Annotated in this window: 22 protein-coding genes, 1 tRNA gene and 1 pseudogene; 11 read left to right on the top strand and 13 right to left on the bottom strand. The window is 67.0% G+C overall.

The features are described from left to right. Positions 1–141 precede the first annotated feature (141 nt). Both A5758_RS25720 and A5758_RS25170 read left to right on the top strand, forming a co-directional pair. Entirely contained in the window at positions 142–453 is a 312-nt protein-coding gene (locus A5758_RS25720) for a hypothetical protein (RefSeq protein WP_156622579.1), read from the top strand. Continuing rightward, on the top strand, positions 453–728 hold the full coding sequence (locus A5758_RS25170; protein ID WP_231987288.1) for a DUF3761 domain-containing protein: 276 nt from the start codon (positions 453–455) through the stop codon (positions 726–728). The genes A5758_RS25720 and A5758_RS25170 overlap by 1 nt, the downstream gene beginning before the upstream one ends. Before the next feature lie 100 nt (positions 729–828). On the opposite strand, the gene A5758_RS10280 is transcribed toward A5758_RS25170, so the two are convergent. Then, positions 829–1653 (bottom strand): SDR family oxidoreductase, encoded by an 825-nt coding sequence (locus A5758_RS10280; RefSeq protein WP_067739613.1) that lies wholly within the window; start codon positions 1651–1653, stop codon positions 829–831. 55 nt (positions 1654–1708) lie between these two features. On the opposite strand from A5758_RS10280, the gene A5758_RS10285 reads away from it, so the two are divergent. Further along, positions 1709–2401 (top strand): demethylmenaquinone methyltransferase, encoded by a 693-nt coding sequence (locus tag A5758_RS10285; RefSeq protein ID WP_067739618.1) that lies wholly within the window; start codon positions 1709–1711, stop codon positions 2399–2401. 7 nt (positions 2402–2408) lie between these two features. Here the strand turns inward: A5758_RS10285 and A5758_RS10290 are convergent, their stop codons facing one another. Further along, complete coding sequence (locus A5758_RS10290) at positions 2409–2762, bottom strand: DUF732 domain-containing protein (RefSeq protein WP_067213104.1); 354 nt, start codon at positions 2760–2762, stop codon at positions 2409–2411. 91 nt (positions 2763–2853) lie between these two features. Further along, positions 2854–4092 carry a menaquinone reductase gene (gene menJ, locus A5758_RS10295; protein WP_156622580.1) on the bottom strand — a complete coding sequence of 413 codons (1239 nt, stop codon included), beginning with the start codon at positions 4090–4092 and terminating at the stop codon, positions 2854–2856. Positions 4093–4107: 15 nt separating this feature from the next. On the opposite strand from menJ, the gene grcC1 reads away from it, so the two are divergent. From grcC1 to A5758_RS25175, 3 genes and pseudogenes are all read left to right on the top strand, one after another. Further along, entirely contained in the window at positions 4108–5124 is a 1017-nt protein-coding gene (grcC1, locus tag A5758_RS10300; protein WP_067739620.1) for a nonaprenyl/(2E,6E)-farnesyl/geranylgeranyl diphosphat synthase, read from the top strand. Between the two features lie 84 nt (positions 5125–5208). Further along, a complete protein-coding gene (gene htpX, locus A5758_RS10305; RefSeq protein WP_067739622.1) occupies positions 5209–6069 on the top strand; it encodes a zinc metalloprotease HtpX in 861 nt (286 codons plus the stop codon). 51 nt (positions 6070–6120) lie between these two features. Next, positions 6121–6264: pseudogene (locus A5758_RS25175) on the top strand (toxin-antitoxin system HicB family antitoxin); the annotation flags it as partial. Positions 6265–6273: 9 nt separating this feature from the next. Here the strand turns inward: A5758_RS25175 and A5758_RS10310 are convergent. The 6 genes from A5758_RS10310 to A5758_RS10335 all read right to left on the bottom strand — a co-directional run bounded on the left by A5758_RS10310 (position 6274) and on the right by A5758_RS10335 (position 12437). Continuing rightward, positions 6274–7827 (bottom strand): SulP family inorganic anion transporter, encoded by a 1554-nt coding sequence (locus tag A5758_RS10310; protein ID WP_067739624.1) that lies wholly within the window; start codon positions 7825–7827, stop codon positions 6274–6276. Positions 7828–8072: 245 nt separating this feature from the next. Next, positions 8073–9098 (bottom strand): NAD(P)H-dependent glycerol-3-phosphate dehydrogenase, encoded by a 1026-nt coding sequence (locus A5758_RS10315; RefSeq protein WP_156622581.1) that lies wholly within the window; start codon positions 9096–9098, stop codon positions 8073–8075. Between the two features lie 71 nt (positions 9099–9169). Continuing rightward, on the bottom strand, positions 9170–10681 hold the full coding sequence (locus tag A5758_RS10320) for an NAD(P)/FAD-dependent oxidoreductase (protein ID WP_067739628.1): 1512 nt from the start codon (positions 10679–10681) through the stop codon (positions 9170–9172). 71 nt (positions 10682–10752) lie between these two features. Then, positions 10753–11379 (bottom strand): RES family NAD+ phosphorylase, encoded by a 627-nt coding sequence (locus tag A5758_RS10325; RefSeq protein WP_197503845.1) that lies wholly within the window; start codon positions 11377–11379, stop codon positions 10753–10755. Beyond that, entirely contained in the window at positions 11376–11882 is a 507-nt protein-coding gene (locus A5758_RS25725) for an antitoxin Xre/MbcA/ParS toxin-binding domain-containing protein (protein ID WP_197503846.1), read from the bottom strand. The genes A5758_RS10325 and A5758_RS25725 overlap by 4 nt, the downstream gene beginning before the upstream one ends. Positions 11883–11945: 63 nt before the next feature. Next, positions 11946–12437: a YajQ family cyclic di-GMP-binding protein gene (locus A5758_RS10335; protein ID WP_066956577.1), complete on the bottom strand. Its 492-nt coding sequence runs from the start codon at positions 12435–12437 to the stop codon at positions 11946–11948. Positions 12438–12506: 69 nt separating this feature from the next. On the opposite strand from A5758_RS10335, the gene A5758_RS10340 reads away from it, so the two are divergent. Beyond that, positions 12507–12590, top strand: a tRNA-Tyr gene (locus tag A5758_RS10340). A 166-nt stretch (positions 12591–12756) separates the two neighbouring features. Here the strand turns inward: A5758_RS10340 and A5758_RS25730 are convergent. The 4 genes from A5758_RS25730 to A5758_RS10355 all read right to left on the bottom strand — a co-directional run bounded on the left by A5758_RS25730 (position 12757) and on the right by A5758_RS10355 (position 17042). Further along, a complete protein-coding gene (locus A5758_RS25730) occupies positions 12757–12990 on the bottom strand; it encodes a hypothetical protein (RefSeq protein WP_156622583.1) in 234 nt (77 codons plus the stop codon). 241 nt (positions 12991–13231) lie between these two features. After that, entirely contained in the window at positions 13232–14368 is a 1137-nt protein-coding gene (locus A5758_RS10345; protein ID WP_067739634.1) for a PPE family protein, read from the bottom strand. Positions 14369–15196: 828 nt separating this feature from the next. Beyond that, positions 15197–16126 (bottom strand): DMT family transporter, encoded by a 930-nt coding sequence (locus A5758_RS10350; RefSeq protein ID WP_067739636.1) that lies wholly within the window; start codon positions 16124–16126, stop codon positions 15197–15199. Between the two features lie 46 nt (positions 16127–16172). After that, positions 16173–17042, bottom strand: coding sequence for an oxidoreductase (locus tag A5758_RS10355; protein WP_067739638.1), 870 nt, complete (start codon positions 17040–17042; stop codon positions 16173–16175). A 91-nt stretch (positions 17043–17133) separates the two neighbouring features. On the opposite strand from A5758_RS10355, the gene A5758_RS10360 reads away from it, so the two are divergent. The 4 genes from A5758_RS10360 (at position 17134) to A5758_RS10375 (ending at position 23669) form a co-directional block, all read left to right on the top strand. Next, positions 17134–18120, top strand: coding sequence for a diacylglycerol kinase family protein (locus A5758_RS10360; RefSeq protein ID WP_067739640.1), 987 nt, complete (start codon positions 17134–17136; stop codon positions 18118–18120). 459 nt (positions 18121–18579) lie between these two features. Further along, positions 18580–21819 (top strand): fatty acyl-AMP ligase, encoded by a 3240-nt coding sequence (locus A5758_RS10365; RefSeq protein WP_067739642.1) that lies wholly within the window; start codon positions 18580–18582, stop codon positions 21817–21819. Positions 21820–21837: 18 nt separating this feature from the next. After that, on the top strand, positions 21838–22746 hold the full coding sequence (locus A5758_RS10370) for a metal-dependent hydrolase (RefSeq protein ID WP_067739644.1): 909 nt from the start codon (positions 21838–21840) through the stop codon (positions 22744–22746). A gap of 17 nt (positions 22747–22763) precedes the next feature. Further along, a complete protein-coding gene (locus tag A5758_RS10375) occupies positions 22764–23669 on the top strand; it encodes an alpha/beta fold hydrolase (RefSeq protein WP_067739646.1) in 906 nt (301 codons plus the stop codon). Positions 23670–23677 lie beyond the last annotated feature (8 nt).

The following is a 23677-nucleotide window of genomic DNA, read 5'->3' on the forward strand; positions in this document are numbered from 1 at the left end:
GGGGGAAAGTCACGCGTCGCGTCCGCCAGCGGATGTTCAACGACTGCACCGCAATCAATCAATAAACAACGTGGGTCGTGGGGCTCTAACTCACGAACCAGAGGAGATCAATCCATGACGAGAATGCTCGCGGGAGCACCTATGAAGAAAGTCATCGCTGCGGCCGGTATCGGCGCAGCGCTCATCACCATCCCCGTGGTGGCGGCCGAAACCGCCTCGGCAGATCCCGGCCAGAACTGCAGGACCGAGTGGAACACCATGTACAACGTGCCCGTCGGCGTCCGCACGACCTGTTTCAACCCGGACGGTAGCTATCACGTGTGCACATCCATCGGCACGGACGGTAAAGGACCCGGGACGTGCTGGGACTATCCGGCTCCTCCTCAGATGGCCGGACAGCCCACGTTCAGCCCGCCCGTGCCTGGTGTGCCGCCTCCACCGCCGCCAGCATGATGATTCGCAAGATTTTGGCCGCATCGGCTATTGCGGTAGCAGCCATCGGCGCGGCGTCACCCGCCGCTGCCCAACCAACGACACCGACGCCGACACCACCACCGTCTGGGCCCACCGCCATCTGTACCGACGGCACCGCCTCCAACAGTCTGCACAGGAGCGGTACCTGTTCCCACCACGGCGGTGTCGCGCAATGGTGTCCTTGCCGTACCAACTCACCCGCAACCGGGCGATATGACGGGCACGGAGGGTTCATTACCAGCCGCGGCGTGTGATGGAGCGCGCCCCCGCCGTGGCGGCACGTATCACCCTGCTACACAAGGTGATTCGCAGCACTGCGCGGGAGCGACCGGCTCGTAAGCCGGTTGTCGCTAGCTACCCTTGCGCCAGCTCCGCAACGGGCTGCCATTCCTCCCAGGTGCGCAGCCGGCTCTCATAGTCGGCCTTGGCTGTTTCGAGCGGTGATGCGCCGAAAAACACTCGCAGGGGCGGCTTTTCGGCGTCGACGACCTTCAGCAGCGCTGTGGCGGATGCCTCCGGGTTGCCCGGGCTGGCCCAGCGCTTGCTGCGCTCGGCCTGCACGGCGGCGCGAACGTTGTCGTACTCGGGGAGCGGATCGGCCAGCTTGGCCGAATCCCCGGCCCAGTCGGTGTCGAAGCCGCCCGGCTCGATCAACGTGACGCGCACGCCGAACGGGGCGACCTCCAGGGCCAGCGCCTGCGAGAAGCCTTCCAGCGCCCACTTCGATGCGTGGTAGGCGCCGAGCAACGGGAACGCGGTGATGCCACCGATCGATGACACCTGGATGATGTGGCCGCTGCGCTGCTCGCGCAGGTATGGCAACGCGGCCTGGGTGATCCACAGCGCCCCAAACACGTTCGTCTCGATCTGTTCGCGGGCCTCTTGCTCGGAGAGCTCCTCGACGAACCCGAACTGGCCGTAGCCGGCGTTGTTGACCACGATGTCCAGGCGCCCGAAGTGGTCGTGCGCCTGCTTGACCGCGGCGAAGTCAGCGTCCCGATCGGTGACGTCCAAACGGAGCGGCAACAGCGCGTCGCCGTACTTCTCGGCCAGGTCCTCCAGCGACGCCGTGTTGCGCGCCGTCGCCGCGACCCTGTCGCCGCGCTCCAGCGCCGCGATCGCCCATGCCCGTCCGAAACCCCGCGATGTACCGGTGATAAACCAAACTTTTTCAGTCACGCAGCGGTACAACGCCGATGTCGCCACCTAATTCCCGGCAGGTAGCGTCTTCATCGTGAATCGCGCGGCGTTGGACAAGGACCCCCGGGATGTCGCGTCGATGTTCGACGGCGTCGCCCGGCGCTATGACGTGACCAACACCGTCCTCTCGCTGGGGCAGGACCGCTACTGGCGGCAAGCCACCCGGTCGGCGCTGGCGATCGGACCCGGCCAAAAGGTGTTGGACCTGGCCGCGGGCACCGCGGTATCCACCGTCGAGCTGAGGAAATCGGGGGCGTGGTGTGTGGCGGCCGATTTCTCGGTCGGCATGCTGGCGGCGGGTGCCGCGCGCAACGTGCCCAAGATCGCCGCCGACGCCACGCGGCTGCCGTTCGGCGACGACGTATTCGACGCTGTCACAATCAGTTTCGGTTTGCGCAATGTCGTGGACCCCCAGGCGGCGCTGCGCGAGATGGCGCGTGTCACCCGGCCGGGTGGGCGGTTGGTGGTGTGCGAATTCTCCACGCCCACCAACCGGATCTTCGCCACGGCCTACAAGGAGTATCTGATGCGTGCACTGCCGCGGGTGGCGCGCGCGGTCTCCAGCAACCCCGATGCCTACGTCTACCTCGCGGAGTCGATCAGGGCGTGGCCGGACCAGGCGAGCCTGGCGCACGACATCTCACGTGCGGGATGGGCGGCGGTGCGGTGGCGCAACCTGACCGGCGGCATCGTGGCCTTACACGCGGGGTACAAGCCCCTGCGTTGAGAACGACCTAGTGGGTACCGGCGCGCTGGACGAAGCCGACCTGGTCGGGGCAGTAGTGGTCAACCGCGGCGCCGAGGAACTGGAACGCCTGGCCCTGGGTGGTGCCCCGCGGCAGGTTGTGCTGAATGAAGTTGGCCGACTTGTACGGGTCGCCGTCCACACCCCTGCCGATCCGGTCGCAGGTGATCTTGCCCAGCCAGGCGAGCTGGTCCTGCGGCTGGTAGATGCCGAAGCCGTTGACGGTGTTCTTGAACGGGGCGTCGTAGTCATTAGACGGCGGCGGCGAGGCCAGCGCGGGCGCGGCCAGCGCGATGGCGGCGGCGGCCAGGCCACCGATAGTAGCCAGCTTCGTTCCCTTCATTAGCCGGACTATACACCGCTCGCCCGAAGCGCGCGGAAAATTGTCAACTGCCGCCACCAGGCCGGTAAGTCTCTTTCCGCACGTCAGCGGCTCAACTGAACGGCACTCGGCGATCGATCAGCCGAGACAGCCGCCCACCGCCCCGCCAGGCCCGCGCCACCCAGTCGGCGTCGTCATCGGTGACCAGGTTGGCCATGACCCTTACGGCGAGGGTCATCAGCTTCGGGGAGCGCATCGCGATCGGCCCCGTAGAAGGCAGAAACCGCTGAAAGGTCAGCAACAAGGCCAGCCGGCGCGCGACCGAGAACCCCCGGCCGTAGTGCTGCTGCAGCAGCGACGGCCACACGTGGGACAGGTCTTGAGAGGGGCGACAGCAGTCCAGCAGTTCGGCCGCCAGCCGCCCCGTTTCCAGCCCGTAGTCGATGCCCTCGCCGTTGAGGGGGTTGACGCAGGCCGCGGCGTCGCCGATCAGCATCCAGTTGGGCCCGGCCACCCCGGACACCGCGCCGCCCATCGGCAGCAGCGCCGACGCCACGGCCCGCGGCGGCCCGGTGAAGCCCCATTCGTCGCGGCGCAGGTCGGTGTAGTAGTTGATCAGCGGTCGCAGCGCCAGGTCGGCCGGCCGTTTCACCGTTGACAAAGCCCCGACGCCGATGTTCACCTCACCGTTGCCCAGCGGGAAGATCCAGCCGTAGCCGGGGAGCACCGCGCCGTCGGGGGAGCGCAGCTCCAGATGCGACGTCAGCCACGGGTCGTCGGCGCGCGAAGTGGCCAGGTACCCGCGGGCCGCGACGCCATAGACCGTCTCCTGGTGCCAACGCCGACCTAGCTTGCGGCCCAGCGAAGACCGGGCCCCATCGGCCACGATCAACTGGCGGCAACCCACCTCCGTGCCGTCGGCCAACGTCAGCGACACCACTCGTCTGGACGAGTCATGATGCACCGCAACGGCTTTCGTTCCCAGCATCATCCGCGCACCGGAATCCTCGGCGACCTTACGGATCCGGTCGTCCAACTCGAGCCGGGCCACCGCGCTGCCGGTCGAGGGAAACGACGGGCCCGGCCAGTCGACTTCCACCTCGCCGCCGAACCCGCTCATCCGCAGGCCGCGATGCCGGATGCGGGTGTCCAGCCAGTCGCCCAGCCCGAGGCGCTCGCACTCGGCGACCGCGCGGGGGGTCAGCCCGTCACCGCAGGGCTTGTCCCGCGGAAAGCTGGCGGAGTCGATGACCAGGACGTCGTTGCCCGCGCGTGCGGCCCACGCGGCGGCAGCCGAACCGGCGGGTCCGGCGCCCACGACCACCAGGTCGGCTTGGGTCTCCACGCTCACCAGTATGTTGGTCGAGTGAGTACTCCGGCGACGGTGGTGGCGGGCGTTGACTTCGGTGACCCCGCGTTCGCCGCGACGGTGCGCGACGGCGTCGGGCGGATCGAGCAGCTCATGGACACCGAACTGCGCAGCGCCGACGAGGTGATGACCGAGTCGCTGACGCACCTATTCAAGGCCGGCGGCAAGCGATTCCGGCCGTTGTTCACGGTTCTGTCCGCCCAGATCGGGCCGGACCCCGACGCGCACGACGTGACCATCGCCGGCGCGGTCATCGAACTGGTTCACCTGGCCACGCTCTACCACGACGACGTGATGGACGAGGCGGAGGTGCGCCGCGGCGCCCCCACCGCGAACGTCCGCTGGGGAAACAACGTCGCGATCCTGGCCGGGGACTACCTGTTTGCCACGGCATCGCGGTTGGTGTCGCGGCTGGGACCCGAGGCGGTGCGGCTGATCGCCGAGACGTTCGCCCAGCTTGTGACGGGGCAGATGCGCGAGACGCGCGGCCTGACGGGCCCGGCCGAAGGGGCCGACCCGATCGAGCACTACCTGAAGGTGGTCTACGAGAAGACCGCCTGCCTGATCGCCGCGGCGGGCCGGTTCGGCGCCATGTTCTCGGGCGCCGATGCCGAGCAGGTCGAGCGGCTCAGCCGGCTCGGCGGCATCGTGGGCACCGCCTTCCAGATCTCCGACGACATCATCGACATCGACAGCGACTCGCACGAGTCCGGCAAGCTACCGGGCACCGACGTCCGCGAGGGCGTGCACACCCTGCCGATGGTCTACGCGCTGCGCGAACCCGGGCCCGACGCGGCGCGGTTGCGTGAGCTGCTGGCCGGGCCCATCGAGGACGACGATGCGGTGGCCGAGGCGCTGGCGCTGTTGCGGGCGTCCCCGGGCATGGCGAAGGCCAAGCACACCTTGGCGGAATACGCGGCCCAAGCGCGCGACGAGCTGGCCCTTTTGCCCGACGTTCCCGGCCGGCACGCGCTGCAGACGCTGGTCGAATACACCATCAGCCGGCACGGATAGCGCGTCGGTGGAACCCGGAGGGTCATCTCGGGCGTTGAATTGACAACAGTCAAGCAATGAACGGGCTCTCGTAGGAGGACATCGATGACCTGGCATCCCCATGCCAACAGGGCTAAGACCTTCGCCCTGCTGGTCGGTATGTCCGCGTTGATCGTGTTTGTCGGGTCGCTGTTCGGCAGGACGGCGATGTTCCTGGCGGTGCTGTTCGCCGTCGGGATGAACATCTACACGTACTACAACAGCGACAAGCTCGCGCTGCGGGCGATGCACGCGCAACCGGTGTCCGAGCTGCAGGCGCCGATGATGTACCGGATCGTGCGCGAGCTCGCCACCGCCGCGCACCAGCCGATGCCCCGGCTGTACATCAGCGACACCAACGCGCCCAACGCGTTCGCGACCGGCCGCAACCCGCGCAACGCCGCCGTCTGCTGCACCACCGGCATTTTGGACATCCTCAACGAGCGTGAGCTGCGCGCGGTGCTGGGACACGAGCTGTCCCACGTTTACAACCGCGACATCCTCATCTCCTGCATCGCCGGCGCGATGGCGTCGATCATCACCGCCCTGGCCAACATGGCGATGTGGGCCGGCATGTTCGGCGGTAACCGGGACGGCGAGAATCCCTTTGCGCTGCTGCTGGTTTCGTTGCTGGGCCCGATCGCCGCCACCGTGGTGCGGTTGGCGGTGTCCCGGTCGCGCGAGTACCAGGCGGACGAATCGGGCGCGGTGTTGACGGGCGACCCGCTGGCTTTGGCGTCGGCGCTGCGCAAGATCTCGGGTGGTGTTCAGGCCGCCCCGCTGCCGCCGGAGCCGCAGCTGGCCAGCCAGGCGCACTTGATGATCGCGAACCCGTTCCGCGCGGGCGAGCGTATTGGGTCGCTGTTCTCGACGCACCCGCCGATCGAGGACCGCATCCGGCGCCTGGAGGCGATGGCCCGGGGCTAGCTAGCGCGAAGCGCCGACCGCGCAGCAGGCTGTGGCCGCCATAGCGGGAAATTCCTGGTCAGAACGTCGCCGCAGCTGCATGGCCGCCTGGGTGCTGGAAGCTGTCGAGCAGGGGTGCCGATGAACCAGTGGATAGTCCAGAAACTCAGCGGGCGAAGGCCGAGCAGCACCTTCGGGCTCTCCGGGTGGGATTAAACACGCCACTCAGGCGGCGGCCTCGGGCCTTTCGGGTCCGATGGCCTCACTTGCATCCCTGCGAGTGGAATGGCCCGTCTCGAGCCTTCCCCGGATGCGCACCGTGCCGCCGTTGGCCTCATGCTGGTGCTGCCAGTCGCTGATCGCCTGGTGCGCCGCGTGATCCAGGTAGTGCACCGAAACCTCAACGGTGACAACGGATCCGGCGGGTATGGACGCCAGCACCCGCGTCAGCCGCGGGAGCGCCAGGAATGTGCAGGCCGCACCCTCGATGAGCACCTGCCACCCTCCGTCGACGGGCTTGGCATCGACCTTGGCCCGGATCACCCGCCAACCGGTCAACGCGATTGCCAACGCGAGCCCGATCAGGACGCCGTGCAGCAGATTGAGGAAGACGACGCTGACGGCGGTCACGACGTACACGGCGAGATCGCCATGCTTCATGGCGGTTTCGATGTGTGCCGGCTTGAGCAGCTGAATGCCGATGACGATGAGCAGGCCGGCAAGTGCGGCGGTGGGGATCTCGTCGACCAGCCCGGCGAACGGGATGGTGAACAACAGGATCCATACGCCGTGCATCAAGGCCGAGGCGCGCGATTTGGCGCCCGCGTTGACATTGGTGGAGCTGCGGACGATGACACCGGTGACCGGCAGCCCTCCGACGGCCCCCGACACGATGTTGGCGGCGCCTTGTCCGACCAGCTCGCGGTCGAAGTCGGTGCGCGGCCCGTTGTGCATGCGGTCGACCGAGACCGCCGATAGCAGGCTCTCGACGCTGGCGATGAGCGCGACGGTGATCACGCCGATCGCCACCGCGCCCCAGTTGCCGTGCGGAATGTCGGGCAGTTGCAACGCGTCCAGCGGCGACCCCTCTAGGTCGATCCGGCGCACATGGAACGGAAAGACGACCGACACCACCGTCACGCCCACGATCGCGACCAACGGTCCCGGAACGCGGCGCACCTTGGCAGGAACCCACCGCCAGCCCACGAGGATGACGATGACCAGTACGCCCAGGATGACCCCGGGCCGGTGCGCACCGATGATCTGGCCCGGCAGGCCGATGAGATTGTGCCAGGCCGTGCTCTTGGACTTTCCGCCGAGCAGCACGTGCGCCTGCTGCAGCGCGATCGTGATGCCGATGCCGGCCAGCATCGCGTGTACCACCACCGGTGAGATCGCCAGGGCCGCCCGTGCGACGCGGCTGAGGCCCAACAGCACCTGCAGGGCGCCCGCGGCGACAGTGATCAAACACGTTACGCCCCAACCGAAGTCGGATACCAGGTCGGCGACGACGACGGTCAGGCCGGCCGCGGGGCCGCTGACTTGCAGCGGTGATCCGCCGATGGCGCCGACCACGATGCCCCCGACGATCGCGGCGATGAGGCCGGCGAGCACCGGGGCGTTGGATGCGATCGCGATGCCCAAGGACAAGGGGAGTGCGACCAGGAAAACCACGAGTGATGAAGGAAGGTCATGGCGGATGATCGATCGCACTCGATCTTTGCGTGCGTCCTTGGCCTGGTCGGGAGGTTGATTGCCGAGCTGTTCGATGTTTTGCATCGGTCTCGTCCCTCGTTAGGAGTTAGCGGGGGAAGTTCCGATATCCGCCCCGAATTGCGTGGTATTACGTCGGCGTAACACCTTGGCGCACAAACGGTTGCGACCCGGCCGGATCCACAGGATCATGGCCGGGAACCCCTGGCTGCGTTAGTGACGGTATTTTGCTGGCAAACCCCGGGTCAAGCGGACGGGCCAAGCCCATATGGAACGCAAAGATTTAAATTCCGCATCATCTGACGGACATCTCAGAAGCCCGAACCGTGCACCTCGTGGCCCGGGACCTCGGCGATCAGGCCCCGGTAGGCCTCTTCGACGCTCGACCCATGGTTGATCACCGCGTCGACTTCGCGGGCGATCGGCATGCTCAGTCCGAACTCGTTGGCGAACTCCATGATCACGCTGGCGGCCTTGACGCCCTCGGCGACCTGGTTCATCGAGGAGATGATCTCGTCGATCGGCTTGCCGGCGCCCAGTTGTTCGCCGACGTGACGGTTGCGGCTGCGCTGGCTGGTGCAGGTCACGATGAGGTCGCCCAGGCCGGCCAGGCCGGGGAAGGTCTCGGGATTGCCGCCCATGGCCACGCCGAGCTTGGTCATCTCGCGCAGCGCGCGGGCGATCACCAGCGCGCGGGTGTTTTCCCCGATGCCCAGGGAATAGCCCATCCCGACTGAGATGGCGTAGACGTTCTTCAGCGCCCCGGCCATCTCGACGCCGATCACGTCGTCGGTGGTGTACACCCGGAAACGCCGGGTGCGGAACATTCCGGACAGCCGGGTCGCCAGATGCTGGTCGGGCATGGCCAGCACCGCCGCGGCGGCGTAGCCCTCGCCGACCTCGCGCGCGATGTTCGGCCCAGCCAGGATGCCCGCGGGATGGCCGGGCAGGACCTCCTCGATGATCTGCGACATTCGCATGTTGGTGCCCTGCTCGAGGCCCTTGACCAATGACACCACCGGCACCCACGGCCGCAGTTCCTTGGCCAGCTCGGCCAGCACGCCCCGGAAGCCGTGGGAGGGCACGCCCATCACCACGACGTCGGCGGAGTTCGCCGCCTCGGCGAAGTCGGTGGTGGCGCGCAGGGTGTCGCTCAACACCACGTCGTTGCCGAGATAGCGGCTGTTGCGGTGCTTGTCGTTGATGTCGCTTGCGGTCTCCTCCGAGCGGACCCATTGCAGCGTCGGGCCGCGGCGCGCGCAGATGGACGCCACCGTGGTTCCCCAGGAACCGCCACCAAGGACAACGACTTTGGGTTCACGCTTCTCAGCTGCCATGGCGATCAGCGTATTGCCGACACCTGTCATTTAGTAGCAGTTCACGAACTTCCGGCAGCGCCGGATAGCGGTCAGCCCGCCAGCGGTGCCCGGTCGGATGCCCGGCCGAACACCATCGATTCCTCGACGCGGTCGAAGCGGTAGTCGATGGCGTCGGCGAGGTAGTTCTGCCGCACGTTCCAGGGCCGCTTGGTTCCCGATTTCGGCAGCGCGTGCACCGACCGCAGCACGTAGCCGGCGTTGATGTCCCACGACGGCTTCTCGGTCATCGGCTCGTTGCCCCGATGCGGGTAGGCGTGGGTGTAGCCGTGAGCGGTCATGTGCGCCAGCAGCTTTGCCGTGGCCCGGGCGGTGATGTCGGCGCGCAGCGTCCATGATGCGTTGGTGTAGCCGACGCACCAGAACAGGTTTGGCACGTCCTCGAGCATGTGGGCCTTGTAAACGAAGCGGTCGTTGGTCTTGATCTCGTTGCCGTCCAGGCTGATCGCGGTCCCGCCCAAGGCCTGCAGCTGCAGGCCGGTGGCGGTGACGATGATGTCGGCGTCGAGGCGCCCGCCGGATTTCAGCGCGATGCCGGACGCGTCGAAATGGTCGATGTGATCGGTGACCACGTCGGCGCGGCCGGCGGCGATGGCGTTGTACAGGTCGGCGTCGGGGATCAGGCACATCCGTTGGTCCCACGGGTTGTAGCGCGGTTTGAAGTGGGTGTCGACGTCATAGCCGGCGGGCAGGCTGCTGATCGCCTTGCGCCGCAGCAGCCATCGCACCAGCCCGGGCGCCTTGCGCGACAGGGCGAAGAACACCGCTTCGGTCAGCGCGCTGTACATCCGGACCACGAGATGGGCCAGGCTGCGGGGCAACACTTTCCGCGCGACGGCGGCAACCGTGCCGTACTTCGACGCCGAGATGAGATAGGTGGGCGAGCGTTGCAGCATGGTCACTTTGGCGGCCCGGTCCGACAGCGAGGGAAGCAGCGTCACCGCGGTGGCCCCGCTGCCGATCACCACGACCTTCTTGCCGGTGTAGTCCAGGTCTTCCTGCCAGTGCTGGGGATGCACCACTACGCCGCCGAAGGTTTCGATGCCGGGGAATTCGGGGGTGTACCCCTCGTCGTAGTTGTAGTAGCCGCTGCCGAAGAAGAGAAATCGGCCTCGGTACAGCTTCCGCGCGCCGTCCTGCTCGACGGTGACCGTCCAGGTGTCGGTGGACGAATCCCAGTCGGCCGAGCGGACGTAACTGTTGAATCGAATGTGGCGATCGATGCCGTACTTGCGCGCGGTGGCGGCCAGGTACTCACGGATGTGGACGCCGTCGGCCACGCCTTCCTTTCGCGTCCACGGCTCGAACGGGAAGGACAGCGTGAAGATGCTGCTGTCCGAGCGCACCCCTGGGTAGCGGAACAGGTCCCACGTGCCGCCGATCTGCGCGCGCCGCTCCAGGATGGTGTAGGTCAGCTGGGCGTTGCGCTCGCTGATTCGGTAGGCCGCGTCGATGCCGGAGATGCCGGCGCCGACGATGATGACGTCGGAGTAGTCGGCCTCGGTCGGTGTCTGGCCGTCGGCTTCCTGGGGAGTCACGGTCATCGTGAACCTCGCTCACATTGTGGGACTGGTCACTAGAGTAGGCACCCACCGGTTGGCCGGGCCAGTGATCGTCATAACGGCTCCATCAGCACGTCGACGTGCAGCGGCGCACACCGGTCGATCAGCCAGATCTGGTCGGCGGGGCTGGCGAAGATGCGCGCGTGGGATGGGTCCTGAGCGAAGGCTGGGTCTGTTCCGGGGCCGCACCTGTCGCCGAAGAAGACGTAGGCCTTGGTGTCGTTGCATTGCCGCGACATCCACACCAGCCCATCCAGCCCGGCGCCGTGCGCGGCTTCGGCCCAACGCACCGTGGTGTCGTAGCTCGACGCCGGGCTCGCCGTGAGTTCGGTGGCGGTGACCTTGAGGCGTCGCAGCCCGGTGCCGTGCAGCACGCCCAGACGCACGGGCCGGGTCACTTCCAGCCGGACGAGCACTTTGTCCGCGTATTGGTCGTAGGGGAGCAGGCCACCCTCGACGGGAATGTCGTGCAGGAGCGTCTCGGCGATGGCCGCATCCTCGGTATCGGCCCCGTACATGATCGGCACGACCGGGTCGCCGAAGAAACCGAATCGGGTGCGCGCGCCGATGCCGGGGTTGAAGTCGGTGGCGGTGCGCGCCGCCGACAGCACGCGGTAGAGCGGGTGTCCCGCCGGCAGGGTGGCCGTGGCCGGGTCGAACGGGTCCGGGGGTCGCCTCACCACGAGACGGCCAGGGCCTCCGCAGCGACCGCAACGACGCGATCCGGCTCGGTGGCGAGGCGGTCCACGGGCCGCTGCCCGTCCAGGTAGGTGGTGGGCGAGCACAGCCACTGCACCAGCCCGGCCTCCGACCAGCCGTTGTCCTCCGCGATCTCGCGCAGCCGGGCGATGACCGCCAGCGGTTTCCCGTCCGGGCCGAACTGGAATCCTGGGTAGGCGAGGTAGTTGCCGCGCCGCACGGCGAGCAACGCCTTGTTGCGGTGGGCGGTGGTGGCCAGGTTGCGCGGCGCGCTGGACCGTGAGCCCATCCGCTTACCGGCGTCGGTGCTGCTCAGCATCCCGAACTCGGCCTCGATACGGGCGTACAGGTTCTGCTCGGCCTGCACCGCCCGCGCCACCGCGGGCTCGGTGTAGACGGCGACCGACGACAGCGCGACGCCCACCGCCTGCGCGCTTTCACGTAGGCGCTCGTGGGCGGTGGCCAGCTCGGCGACGGTGGTCATGGGCATCGCTCCAAAGTTCGGTTCGTGCAGCTCATTCTACTGCACGAACCGAACGCACGGGAGCTACCGGTAATTGACGAACTGCAGCGCGACGTCGAGGTCGGCCTGCTTGAGCATCGAGATGACGGCCTGCAGGTCATCGCGCTTTTTGCTGCTGACCCGGATCTCGTCGCCCTGGATCTGCGTCTTGACGCCCTTGGGCCCGTCGTCGCGGATCAGCTTGGTGATCTTCTTGGCGTGCTCGCTGTCGATGCCCTGCTTGAGGGTGCCGCTCACCTTGTAAGTCTTCCCCGACGCCTGCGGTTCGCCGGCGTCGAAGGCCTTCATCGAGATGTCGCGGCGGATCAGCTTCTCCTTGAAGACGTCGACGGCCGCCTTGACGCGCTCCTCGGTCGACGACGTCAGCTCGATAGCCTCGTCGCCCTTCCACGCGATCGTGGTGTCGGTGCCGCGGAAGTCGAAGCGGGTGGCCAGCTCTTTGGCGGCCTGATTGAGTGCGTTGTCGACCTCTTGGCGCTCGACTTTGCTGACAATGTCGAACGATGAGTCCGCCATTCGATCCGTCCCTTCATCCGGTGATGGCCGTTTGTGCTTTGTCTACCCCCTCGTTGTAACCTGTCTGGCGGCAGGTTGCCCGAGCGGCCAATGGGAGCGGACTGTAAATCCGTCGCGAAAGCTTCACAGGTTCGAATCCTGTACCTGCCACCAACGTTCGTCAGGGACTAGTTTGTCCCGCTGCGGCCGGCTTCAGTGCAGAGTGAGTAGGCATGAGCTGATCGGCCCGCCACAGCCCGTCCCGGGCCCATCGGTTTGAGCGCCCCAAGGGGTGCAGGGCTATGTGGGAAGGGCTGAAACCCGGGGCGCGGACCCAGAGTTACCCACAAACTTGGCCCAACTGCCCGTCAAAGGGGCTTGCGCCTTCGCAATCGCCCAGCAGATGTCTGCGCATGGCGTTATCGTGCGGGAATCCGCCGATGCAAGCCTGATGGGCGGCGGGATCAGTGATGCCGCTACAGGGATCGTCGGCGTGTGCTTGTGCCGCCGGAATGCAGAGCAGCGCCAGCGCTATGGCTGCCGCCGCCGACACCCCCGTTAATGCCTTCTTCACGGGTTGTCCTTTCTTGACCCCTGATGGTCACCGATTATGGGGTACATCGAGGCAGACGGCGACTCGACGCGCATGTGTTAGTCGCCGAAAACCCAACCAGCAAACTAGTTAGATCGATCGATCAATCAGGCACGAGAGCGGCACCGCTGTCTCGAGACCTTCATGGCCCAGAGTAAATGCTTGCAGTACAACGTATTTGGTCGAGACCGGCGAACCCGCTACACCCGCCGGATGCCTTCGTCTATCCGCCTGACGGAGGTGGCCGCATGATATTGCCGAAGATCGGCGGGCCATAGCCCTTCTCGTCGGGCTTATCCCGCTGGGCCTTACGTGCCCCCGGTGGCATCGGCGGGATGAACATCGGAGTGAGCGGCGCGCCCTGGGCCGTCGTTGCCATCAACGGGCCCTGTGCGGCAGACAGCTGGATCGGGGCGGTGACCGCCGAAGGCGGGACCACGAGATTGCCAACGTACATGCCCTTGCCCAGAGAAGCGGTGGCCGAACTCTCTACCGCACTGGCCGTAGCGGCGGGCGTGGGATAGGGCGTGGCATAGATGTTGGGAGCCCCTCCCACGGCCTCGGGACCGGTGATGTTGTAGGCAATGGCCAGGTTGCGGGGGGTGGCGGCCAGGACGTCTGGGAACTGACCGGGGAAGTAATCGTGGCCGCCCGTGACCAAACCTATAAGGGACTGAGGGTTGAAGACACCGCTGCTGACCAGGTTCTGCAGATAACCGTTGACGGTCTGAACGAACGGATTGGCGAAGAATTGCGCGGGGTCGGGTGCTGCCGCCGGGGCGAGTGCCAGCGGGGCGGCCGCTGCCGCCCTGCCCACCGCAGCCGTTTGAACCGTAGCGGCGGCCGGAGTGGTCATCGGGGACGGGGCGTTAAACGTCGGCATCGCCATGGTCTGGAGGCTGCTGGCTTGATAGCCCAGCATGGCGGTCGTGTTATCCGCCCACATCTGCAGGTACTGGGTCTCGGTGACAGCGATGGCGGGAAAGTTGATACCGAAAACGTTTGTCGCGATCAGGTGCGCCAGCAGCGCGCGGTTTGCGGTGACCACGCTGGGATGCACCATGGCGGCCTGGGTGCCCGCGAACGAGCTGGCCATCGTGGTAGCCGCCATAGACATATGAGCGGCCTGCAGCGAGGCGGTCTGTAGCCAGGCGACATAGGGAAGGGTGGATGCGGTCATTGCCGTCGCTGATGGCCCCTGCCAGGGAATGGCCGTAACGATGGAAGCGTAGCCGGCGGCGGTCTGCCCCAGCTCGATTGCCAGCTGGCGCCAGGCCTCGGCAGCGGTGAGCCATGATCCGGGCCCCGGCCCTGAATGAATCAGTGCCGAGGTGATCTCGGGAGGAGCCCAGAAGTCCATTGCTGACGCCTGTCAAAGCTTGGAGTCGATAATCCTGATGCCTCGCATGCGGGCCTGCGCGGCCTGAGGTCCGCTAAGGGACCGATTCTCGCGTCCCACGTGTTGTCCCTTTCGGTGACGTTCCTGCCCCCTACGTGGCCCGACTGGTCGATTGACAGCGTATTCGCCCGCGGGGTTACTCACTTCGGGAATTGTGAGATTCATTTGGTCAAGCCGCGGCGCCGATTCGGCGGCGCTTCGCGACGTCTATTCGTCACCAGCGCCGAAAGCCAGGGCAGTCGCTCCGGATTCCGACCCTGAATCTTTCCGCGAAACGCGCCAGTGGACGCCTGTGCGGGTCAGACCGCCAGGATCGGGTTCGGTCGAAAACCCCTGGCACACACATAGGGCCTAAGTGGCGAACCCATCTGGCCCACGGGAGGGCAGAGACTTTCGAACCCAGGCGTCCCGACAAATTTGGCCCAGTTGTCCGTAGTCGGGGCTGGCCTCGCAATTGCCCATTCGGGGGCCGTGCATCGTGTCATCGGTCGGGGATCTGTCGATGCAAGCCTGGTAGGCCGTGGGATCCGTGATGCCGGCACAAGGGTCGGCGCGCGCTTGTGCTGGTGGAATGCAGAGGGGTGCCAGTGCCATCAGCGCCGCCACGGACGCCTTCATTGCCCTCCTCATCCTTTCTTCCTCTCCTGATCCCCGATGGCCGCCGTGTTAGAAGCCACCGACACAAGTGTCGCACTTTGTGATGACGGCAGTCGAGCATCGCGCAAACCTGCGCAGCCGGCGACAGGCTCGAATCATGTACCTGCCCCAACGTTCGTCGGACCGGAGGGTTCACCCGCTCAAGCGTTGCGGCGACGGCGGTTTCGGCTCGTCGGCGGTCCGCACGTCGCGGCCGGCGCCGGCCGACACGGTCGCGGCCTCGCCGTGAGCCAGCCCCACCGTCGCGACGATCACCAACGCCGCCGCCACGGCCAGCACGACCCAATCAAAGCCGTGGGCGTCCAACGTCTCGCCGAGGACGGTGATCCCAAGAACCGCGCCGACAATGGGTTTCGCGGCGATGATCGTCGGCAACGACGCGGTCAAAGCGCCTGCGCGGTAAGCCGATTGATGGAAGATCATTCCGGCCGCCCCACAGAACACCCAGCCGTACAGCTCGGGTCTGGTCCACAACTGCTCGGGGTTGTGTTCGAGGATGTCGACTACGCCCTTCATCAGCACCGCGAACACCGCCAGCAACGAACCGGCGACCGCGGCCAGCAGCAGCGCGGCCACCGGGCGGTCCGACCAGATCCGGGCGCCCAGCAATCCCAGGAGCAGCGGCGGGCCCATCGCGATGGCGACGATCAGCCACACGTGTGGCGCTGCGCGCTGCTCGCCGCCGGTCGGATCGCCGACCGCGATGACGACCACCAACGCCACGGTCAGCAACAACGCCCACACCCACTCCGCGCGGGTGACCGGGTGGCGGCTCATCCGCGCGTAGATCGGCAGTGCGAACAGCAGCGCGGTCACCTGCAGCGACATCACCAACAGCACCGAGCCCTTGTCCAGGGCCGCCGCCAGCAAGATGTAGCTGGCGATGTCTCCGAGACCGCCCATCCACCAACGCGTATCGCGCAACAGCATGCCGAAGAGTGCCAGGTGGCCGACGGGTTTGTCGGTGACCTCCTGGGCGGAGCGCTGACGGACCACGTTGCCGATCGCCGACGCCAGCGCGGCGCACAGGGCGAGAATCGCCGCCATATCAGCCCTCGACATGCCACTAATCTAGTCGGGCCCCGGCAAACCGCCCGCCGAGCTCGGTTCAGAGCGGGAACGCGGTACCCGTGAGCTCTTCGGATAAGTCCCACAGCGCCGCGGCGGTGCCGGCCCGCCTGGCCGGCCAGTTACGCCAAGTCGGCTGGGTGCGGCCGTACAGACCGAAGCGCGGACCGACGAAGGTGTCGCCCGGCAGATCCTGCGACACCGCGTACAGCGTCTGGCGGGCGCCAAAGTCGGCATCGGTGGACACAATGCGGTCGACCGCCAACACCGCCGCGTCGCCCAGCTTTCGTCCGGAGTTGCCTTGCAGGTTCGTGTGCGACCAGCCGGGGTGGGCGGCCAGCGCGCGCAGGGGAGAACCGGCGGTGCCCAGACGCCGCTGCAGTTCACTGGTGAACAGCAGGTTGGCCAGCTTGGACTGGCTGTAAGCCAGCCACGCCGAATATGGGCGGGACTGCCAGTTCAGGTCTTTGAGGCTGATGTAGCCGAAGTGGTGCATCAGCGAGGACACCGTCACCACCCGGTCGGTCAGCTTGGGCAGCAGCAGGTTGGTCAACGCGAAGTGGCCGAGGTGGTTGGTGCCGATCTGGCCCTCGAAGCCGTCGGCGGTCACTGCAGGTTTGGTGGCCATGATGCCGGCGTTGTTGACCAGCACGTCCAGCGTGGACATCTCGTCGGCGAAGCGCCGCACCGACCCCAGGTCCTGCAGGTCGAGTTGGCGCACCTCGACGTCACCGGCCATCCGCTCGGCGGCGGCCTTGCCCTTCTCCGTGTTGCGCACCGCCAGAACGACGCGGGCCCCGGCCCGCGCCAATTCCCGCGCGGTGACCTCGCCCAGACCCGCGTTGGCCCCGGTGATCACGACGGTGCGTCCGGCGAACGAAGGCAGGTCTGCAGCGGTCCAACCAGGCATGCAGCCCACCCTAACTACGTGATCTCACCCGCCGGGACGCCGCAGGTATCGTGCGTGGGATGGCCGGCGGAACCTCACCTGGGCGCCACGGATGTACCTAGGGGTCATCGTCAATCCGCTCGCGCGCAGGAATCGCCGCGGGCGGGGCGACCGCGTCGCCGAGTTGCGCCGCATCGTCGGTTCGTTCGGCGAGGTGCACGAAACCGCCTCGATCGAGGACCTCGGCAAGACCCTGGACCAGCTCCATCCACGGGTCACCCACCTCGTCGGGGACGGCGGCGACGGCGCGCTGCACTGGTTGATCAACGAGATCGAGCGTTGCGAGAGCGACCCGGAGCGCTGGCCGACATTCGTCCCCACCAACGGCGGCAGTGTCAACGCCGTCGCCCGCAAGGCGCGCGTGCGCGGCCGGCCCGATGCCATCATCCGCGCGCTCGCGGCCGCCGCCGAGGCGGATCGGCCCCCGCCCGAGATGCGCCTTGACACCTTGCAACTCGACGGTGAGACCGCCGACGGCGCCGCGTTCCATCGTCTGTGCTTCGGACTGGCCGCCGGGGGTGTCGGAAATCGGTTCTACGACATGTATTACGGGAAACCCGATCATGGCCGAGGGGAAGTCGTTCGGGTGATCGGTCGCTCGTTCCGCGACTACCTCGGTACAAAAGTCGGCCGTTCGCAGAACTCCAATTACGCGTCCGTGCTGTTCGCCCCGACGCGCGCCCGGGTCGTCATCGACGGCGAGGAGGTTCCGACACGGATGCACCGCGTGCTGCACGCCGGCGCCATCGACCTGCGGATCGGCGGGCCGTTCCGGCTTTTCCCGAAAGCCGAGAAGCCCGGCGCGTTGCACTTCCAGGCCGGCGAGGTGCGGCCTTCGCTAATCGTTGCGCAACTGCCCGCGGCGCTCACCAACGGCACGCTCCGGGGTCGTGGGGTGCGCGACGTCAATGGCCGCGAAATGATCATCGAGGCCGACGGGGAGCCGCTCTCACCGATCATCGACGGCGAACGGTTCGTCGGTATCACCCGGCTGGTGGCCCGCGCCGGCCCGCTCATCCGCGTCGCCCAGACCGGCTGACTCCGCATCTCAGTAGATCCGCAACGCGGGGGCCGACTGAACCGTGGCGGAAATCACTTGCCAACGTCGTCCGCAAGCGCGAGATTTCAAATCGTTCGGGCGCGGCTATGCCCTTTGCGTCGGCGATACGAAATGGCGGCACAATTGCGCACGGATTCGAAGGCAAGAATTCAGCATCAACGTAAATACGCATCTCAGTATTCGCGGGCTTGCTGAACGCTTTACCGACCAAAGTCCCTGGTGAACGAGGAAACTGAAATACTGAAGTCCGTAGTTGAGGATGGGGCTCCCCGCAATGTGTGACGTTGGGAAAGCCTATCCTGTGAGATCAATGTGCAGTGTCGGAAAAGCCTCTGCACGCTTTGCCTCGTGTCCATTAGCGGCGTTACATTGGGCTTTATCGATTGATCCCAAAGTTCTTATCGCTCATAGTGGACCTGGAAGGGGGTGGCTCCTGCGATGGAGACGCTCATTGATCACCTGCACATGCGGGAAGCGCTGACTCCGGACAAGACCCTCTTCCGGTTCGTCGACGACGAAGGCCGCGAGCAGGAGCACTACACCTACCAGAGTTTCGCCGAGCGGACGCGCGAGCTGGCCGCCTACTTGTCGGCGGAGGCCGGGCTGCGCCCGGGAGATCGCGCGCTGCTGGTCTACCCGCCCGGCCTGGAGATGGTTGCGGCGTTCTATGCGTGCGCCCGCCTCGGGGTGGTCGCCGTGCCGGTCAGCCCCCCGCTGCCGATGTCGTTCGAGTCGGGACTGGCCAAACTCAGCTTCATCGCCCGCGACTGCCAGGCGAAGGCGGTGCTGTCGACCAAGCAGTTCGAATACGACTACCGCCTGCTGCTCAACCACCTCGACGATGGGTCGCCCTGGCCGGACGCCCAACGACCCCCGGAACTGCCCTGGTACGGAACCGATGGCACACAGGACTTCGGCGGCACGCCCGTGCCCGACACGCCTGGACCGGTGCTCTTCCTGCAGTACACGTCCGGCTCCACCAGCGACCCCAAGGGCGTGGTGGTCAGCCACGCCAACGTCATCGCCAACGCGTCGGCCTTTGCCGGCGGCGAGGTGCTGGTCAGCTGGCTCCCGCAACACCACGACATGGGCCTGATCTCGGCCTACCTGTTCATCCTGCTGGTCGGCGGGACCACACACGCGATGTCCCCGCTGGACTTCCTCAAGCGACCGTCGGCCTGGCTGCGGCTCATCAGCGACGTGCGCGCCACCCACACGCCGGTGCCCAACTTCGCCCTCGAGTTGTGCCTGCGCGAGGACAAGCTGCCCACGTCCGAGCTCGCCGGGATCGACCTGAGCAGCCTGGAGAGCATCGTCGTCGGCGCAGAACCGCTGCGCGCCAGCACATTCGCCCGCTTCCGGCAGCGTTTCGCCCCCTACGGCCTGGAGCCGAACGCGCTCACCGGCGCGTACGGCATGGCCGAAAACACCCTGATCGTCTCGCTTCGCGGGCGCCAGACGCTGGCGCTGAACAAGCGCGCGCTGGAGAACAACCTGGCGCGGGTCGAAAAGGCCCAGCCCGAGAACAGCAACCAGGCCCCGGTGGTGAGCTGCGGCAAGCCCATCGACGGCAACGTCGTCCGCATCGTCGATCCGGAATCCGGGCAGGCTCTCGGCGAGGGCCGGGTCGGCGAGGTCTGGCTGGACGGGCCGTCCAAGGGCGGCGGCTACTGGAACCGAACGGAGCTGAGCGCGGAGGCCTTCGCGGCCCGCATCCCCGGCGACACCGAGCACACCTACCTGCGAACCGGCGACCTCGGCTTCCTGTACGAGGGCGAGCTGTTCGTGTGCGGCCGCAGCAAGGACCTGATCATCGTGCGCGGCGTCAACTGCTACCCCTCCGACATCGAGGGCATCGTGGAGCGGTCGGCTCCGGAGGTCCGCGGCGGCTGCGTCGCCGCCTTCTCGGTGGAGCACGACGAGCAGGAAGTGCTGACCGTGGTGGCCGAGGTGCGCGGAGAGCACGCGCGACCGGATGGCAAGGCCCTGGCGCGGGCCATCCGGCGGCACGGCCACATCGACCCGCACACCATCGCGTTCGTGCCGCCGCACAGCATTCCCAAAACCACGTCGGGCAAGATCAGGCGCTCGTCGACGCGTCAGCTCTGGCTGGACGGCAAGCTGCCCGTCCTGTCGACCTACACGCACCAGCCGCACGACCGGGCCGAGGCGAACCCCGGGCCGCTGGACCGGTTCCGGAATCTGATCGAGAGCTACGACCTCACCGGCGAGGAGGACTGCTCTTTCGCGGACCTCGGCATCGACTCGCTGGCGCTCGCCGAGCTGCGCGCCGACCTGCAGGCCCTGCTGGAAGAGCACGGCGCGGGGGAGCTGGCCGAGGAGGTCAACACGCGGCTGCTGCAGCGGCTGACGGTCGCCGAGTTCTTCCGTCTCATGCGGCAGTTCGGTGAGGGGTCCGGGCAGCCGCTGGACGCGCTACGTCAGGCACTGGAACAGATCTCGGCCGAGTACGAGGCCTACGAGATGTCGCGGATGCGTGCCGACGCGCAGCTTCCGCTGCCGGCGCTGCCGCCGGCGCGCTCGGGCACGCCCAGCGACATCCTGCTGACGGGCGCGACCGGATTCCTGGGGCCGTTCCTGGTCAGCAGCCTGCTCGGCCGGACGTCGTGCACCGTCCACGCACTGGTTCGCGCCACGGACGAGGCACACGGCCTGGACAGGATCGTCGCGTCGCTGCGCAAGGCGCGGCTGTGGTCGCCGGCCCTGGAAGCCGAGGTCCGCAAGCGGGTGCGCGTGGTCTGCGGTGACCTGGCCGCACCGCAGCTGGGCATCGGCGAGCAGGGGTTCCAGAGGCTGGCCGAGGGCGTCGACGCCATCGTCCACAACGGCGCCCTGGTCAACTACGTCAGGACCTACGACGCCCTGCGGCCCGCCAACGTGATCGGGACGCACGAGCTGTTGCGGCTGGCCATGACCACGCACCGCAAAACCTTCCACCTGGTCTCCAGCACCTTCATCTACGGGTGGAGCGTCAAGCCGGTGGTCGGGGAGTCCGACGCGAACCTGGAGATGAACGCCCTGGACTTCGGCTACTCACAGACCAAATGGGTCGCCGAGCAGCTGGCGTTCGCCGCCCAGCGGCAGGGGCTCGACGTGCGCATATTCCGGCCCTCGCTGATCTCGCCGACCAGCGCGGGGTTCGGCAGCCAGGACGACATCCTGGTGCGCACCATGGCGTTCATGATCGAGCACGGCGTCGCCGCCAACGCGCTCAACCAGCTCAGCCTGCTGCCCGCGGACCTGATCGCCGATCACATCGTCGCGTTGATGGAGTTGCCGGCCGAGGAGGGCACGGTCTTCAACATGACCGCGGACGATTACTACAACATGACCGACATCACCCGGGTCCTGACCGAGCGTTACGGCTACCGCTTCGATTACCGCGACATCCCGTCGTTCGCCGCAGAGATGAACCGTCGGTGCACGCCGCGGGATCCGATCTACCCGCTGGTCGATTTCCTCACCCGCTCGGCGGACAAGATCGCGGCGATGCGGGACAAGCGCTACGGCAACAGCCAATACCAAAGTGCGCGCGCGCTGGCTGCGGTCCGGCTGCGTGAGCCGGCGCTGGCGGAGACGGTCGAGAATCTCGTCCGGTTCTTGCGCAGTGAGCGCCTGATCACCGAGGCTGAGGCCGAGGCGCAACGCAGCGCCTAACAAGCAAGGGGGTCCACCATGTTCACCGTCGACGACCAGGCGACGGGTCCACATGACGCGTCGCTCGACCATGAGCGGATCGTCCTGCAGGCACGTGACGTCGACTTCGACTGGGCGACGCTGCCGTTCTACTACGTGCCCAACGAGCCCTTCACCACCCACTTCTGCAACGTGCTGCACCTGCTGCTGCCCGCCGGCGAGGAGTTCATCGTCGACGCGTTCAAGAACACGTTGCCGATGATCAAAGACGATCAGCTGCGGCTGGACGTGCAGGGTTTCATCAGCCAGGAGGCCATGCATTCCCAGGCGCATTCGGGGGTGCTGGGCCACTTCGCGGCCAACGGCGTCGACGTCACGCCGTTCACCGACCAGATGGCCTGGCTGTTCTCCCAACTCATCGGGGACCGGCCCGGATGGGGTTGGCGGCGACGCCAGAGCTGGCTGCTCGAGCGGGTGTCGATGGTGGCGGCCCTCGAGCACTACACCGCCATCCTGGGCGAATGGATCCTCGACACCCCGCAACACGACGCCCTCGGCACCGACCCGGTGATGCTGGACCTGCTGCGCTGGCACGGAGCGGAAGAGGTCGAGCACAAAGCGGTGGCGTTCGACACGATGAAGCACCTGCGCGCCGGCTACTGGCGCCAGGTGCGCACCCAGCTGCTGGTGACGCCCGCGCTGCTGTGGTTGTTCATTCGCGGCGTGCGGTTCATGTATTCGGTCGACCCGTACTTGCCGCCGGGGACCAAACCGCGCTGGCGCGACTACTTCAGCGCGGCACGGCGTGGCCTGGTGCCCGGCCCCTTCCAGTTCCTGCGGGTCGTCGGTGCCTACTACACGCCGAGTTTCCACCCCTCCAAACTCGGCGGAGTCGGGCGCGCGGTCGACTACCTGGCTCGATCACCAGCCGCCCGCGCGGCGCACTGAGCTCCCGGAGTTCGCGAATGACCCAGTGCAGCAACGTAATCGCCTCCGACGGCGTATCCCTCGCGGTCCACGCCCGCTCGGAGATCGACCTTGGGCGCCCGACCATCTTGGCGATCCACGGCTACCCGGATAACCACCACGTGTGGGATGGGGTCGCCGAGGAGCTCGGCGGGCGCTTCAACTTCGTGGCTTTCGACGTGCGCGGCATCGGTGCCTCGTCCAAGCCGGCGAGGCGCTCGGGATACCGCCTGCCCCAACTTGTTTCCGATATCGGCGCGGTGATCGACAGCCTCGGCGTGGACCAGGTGCACCTGGTCGCCCACGACTGGGGTTCCATCCAGGCCTGGTCGGCGGTCACCGACGACGCGGTGATGCGCAAAGTCGCCTCGTTCACGTCGATCTCCGGCCCGCACCTGAACTACGCGGGCAAGTTCCTGCGGTCCGCGCGCACGCCCCGCGGCGTGTTCGACGTGCTCAAGCAGGCGCTGGCGTCCTCGTACATCTGGTTCTTCCTGTGTCCGGGGGTGCCCGAGCTGGCGATCTGGTCCCGGGCGACCGTGGCGGTCTTCGCCGCGGTCGAACTGATCGGCCGCCCACGCGGCACCGGCCGGCAGCGCGCGGCGACCACCCGGTCGATCCGCGACTACCTCAACGGGCTCAACCTGTACCGCGCCAACATGCCGGGGCCGTTCCTGGCTCCGGGAAAGCAGCTGCCGGAGACGACCGTCCCCGTGCAGGTGCTGGTGGCGCGCAAGGACTATTTCGTGTCCCCGCCCCTGCAGCGGTTCACCGGCTCGATACCGGCCCGCGGCAGGGTAATCCCGATCGAGGGTGGGCATTGGGTGGTGTCCTCCCATCCCGACGTCATCGCCCGGCTCACGGCCGAATGGGTCAACCAGGTCATCGACATCCGACAGGCATAGGAAATTCG

The organism is Mycobacterium sp. 852014-50255_SCH5639931 (assembly GCF_001665605.1).
Classification (GTDB): Bacteria; Actinomycetota; Actinomycetes; order Mycobacteriales; family Mycobacteriaceae; genus Mycobacterium; species Mycobacterium paraffinicum.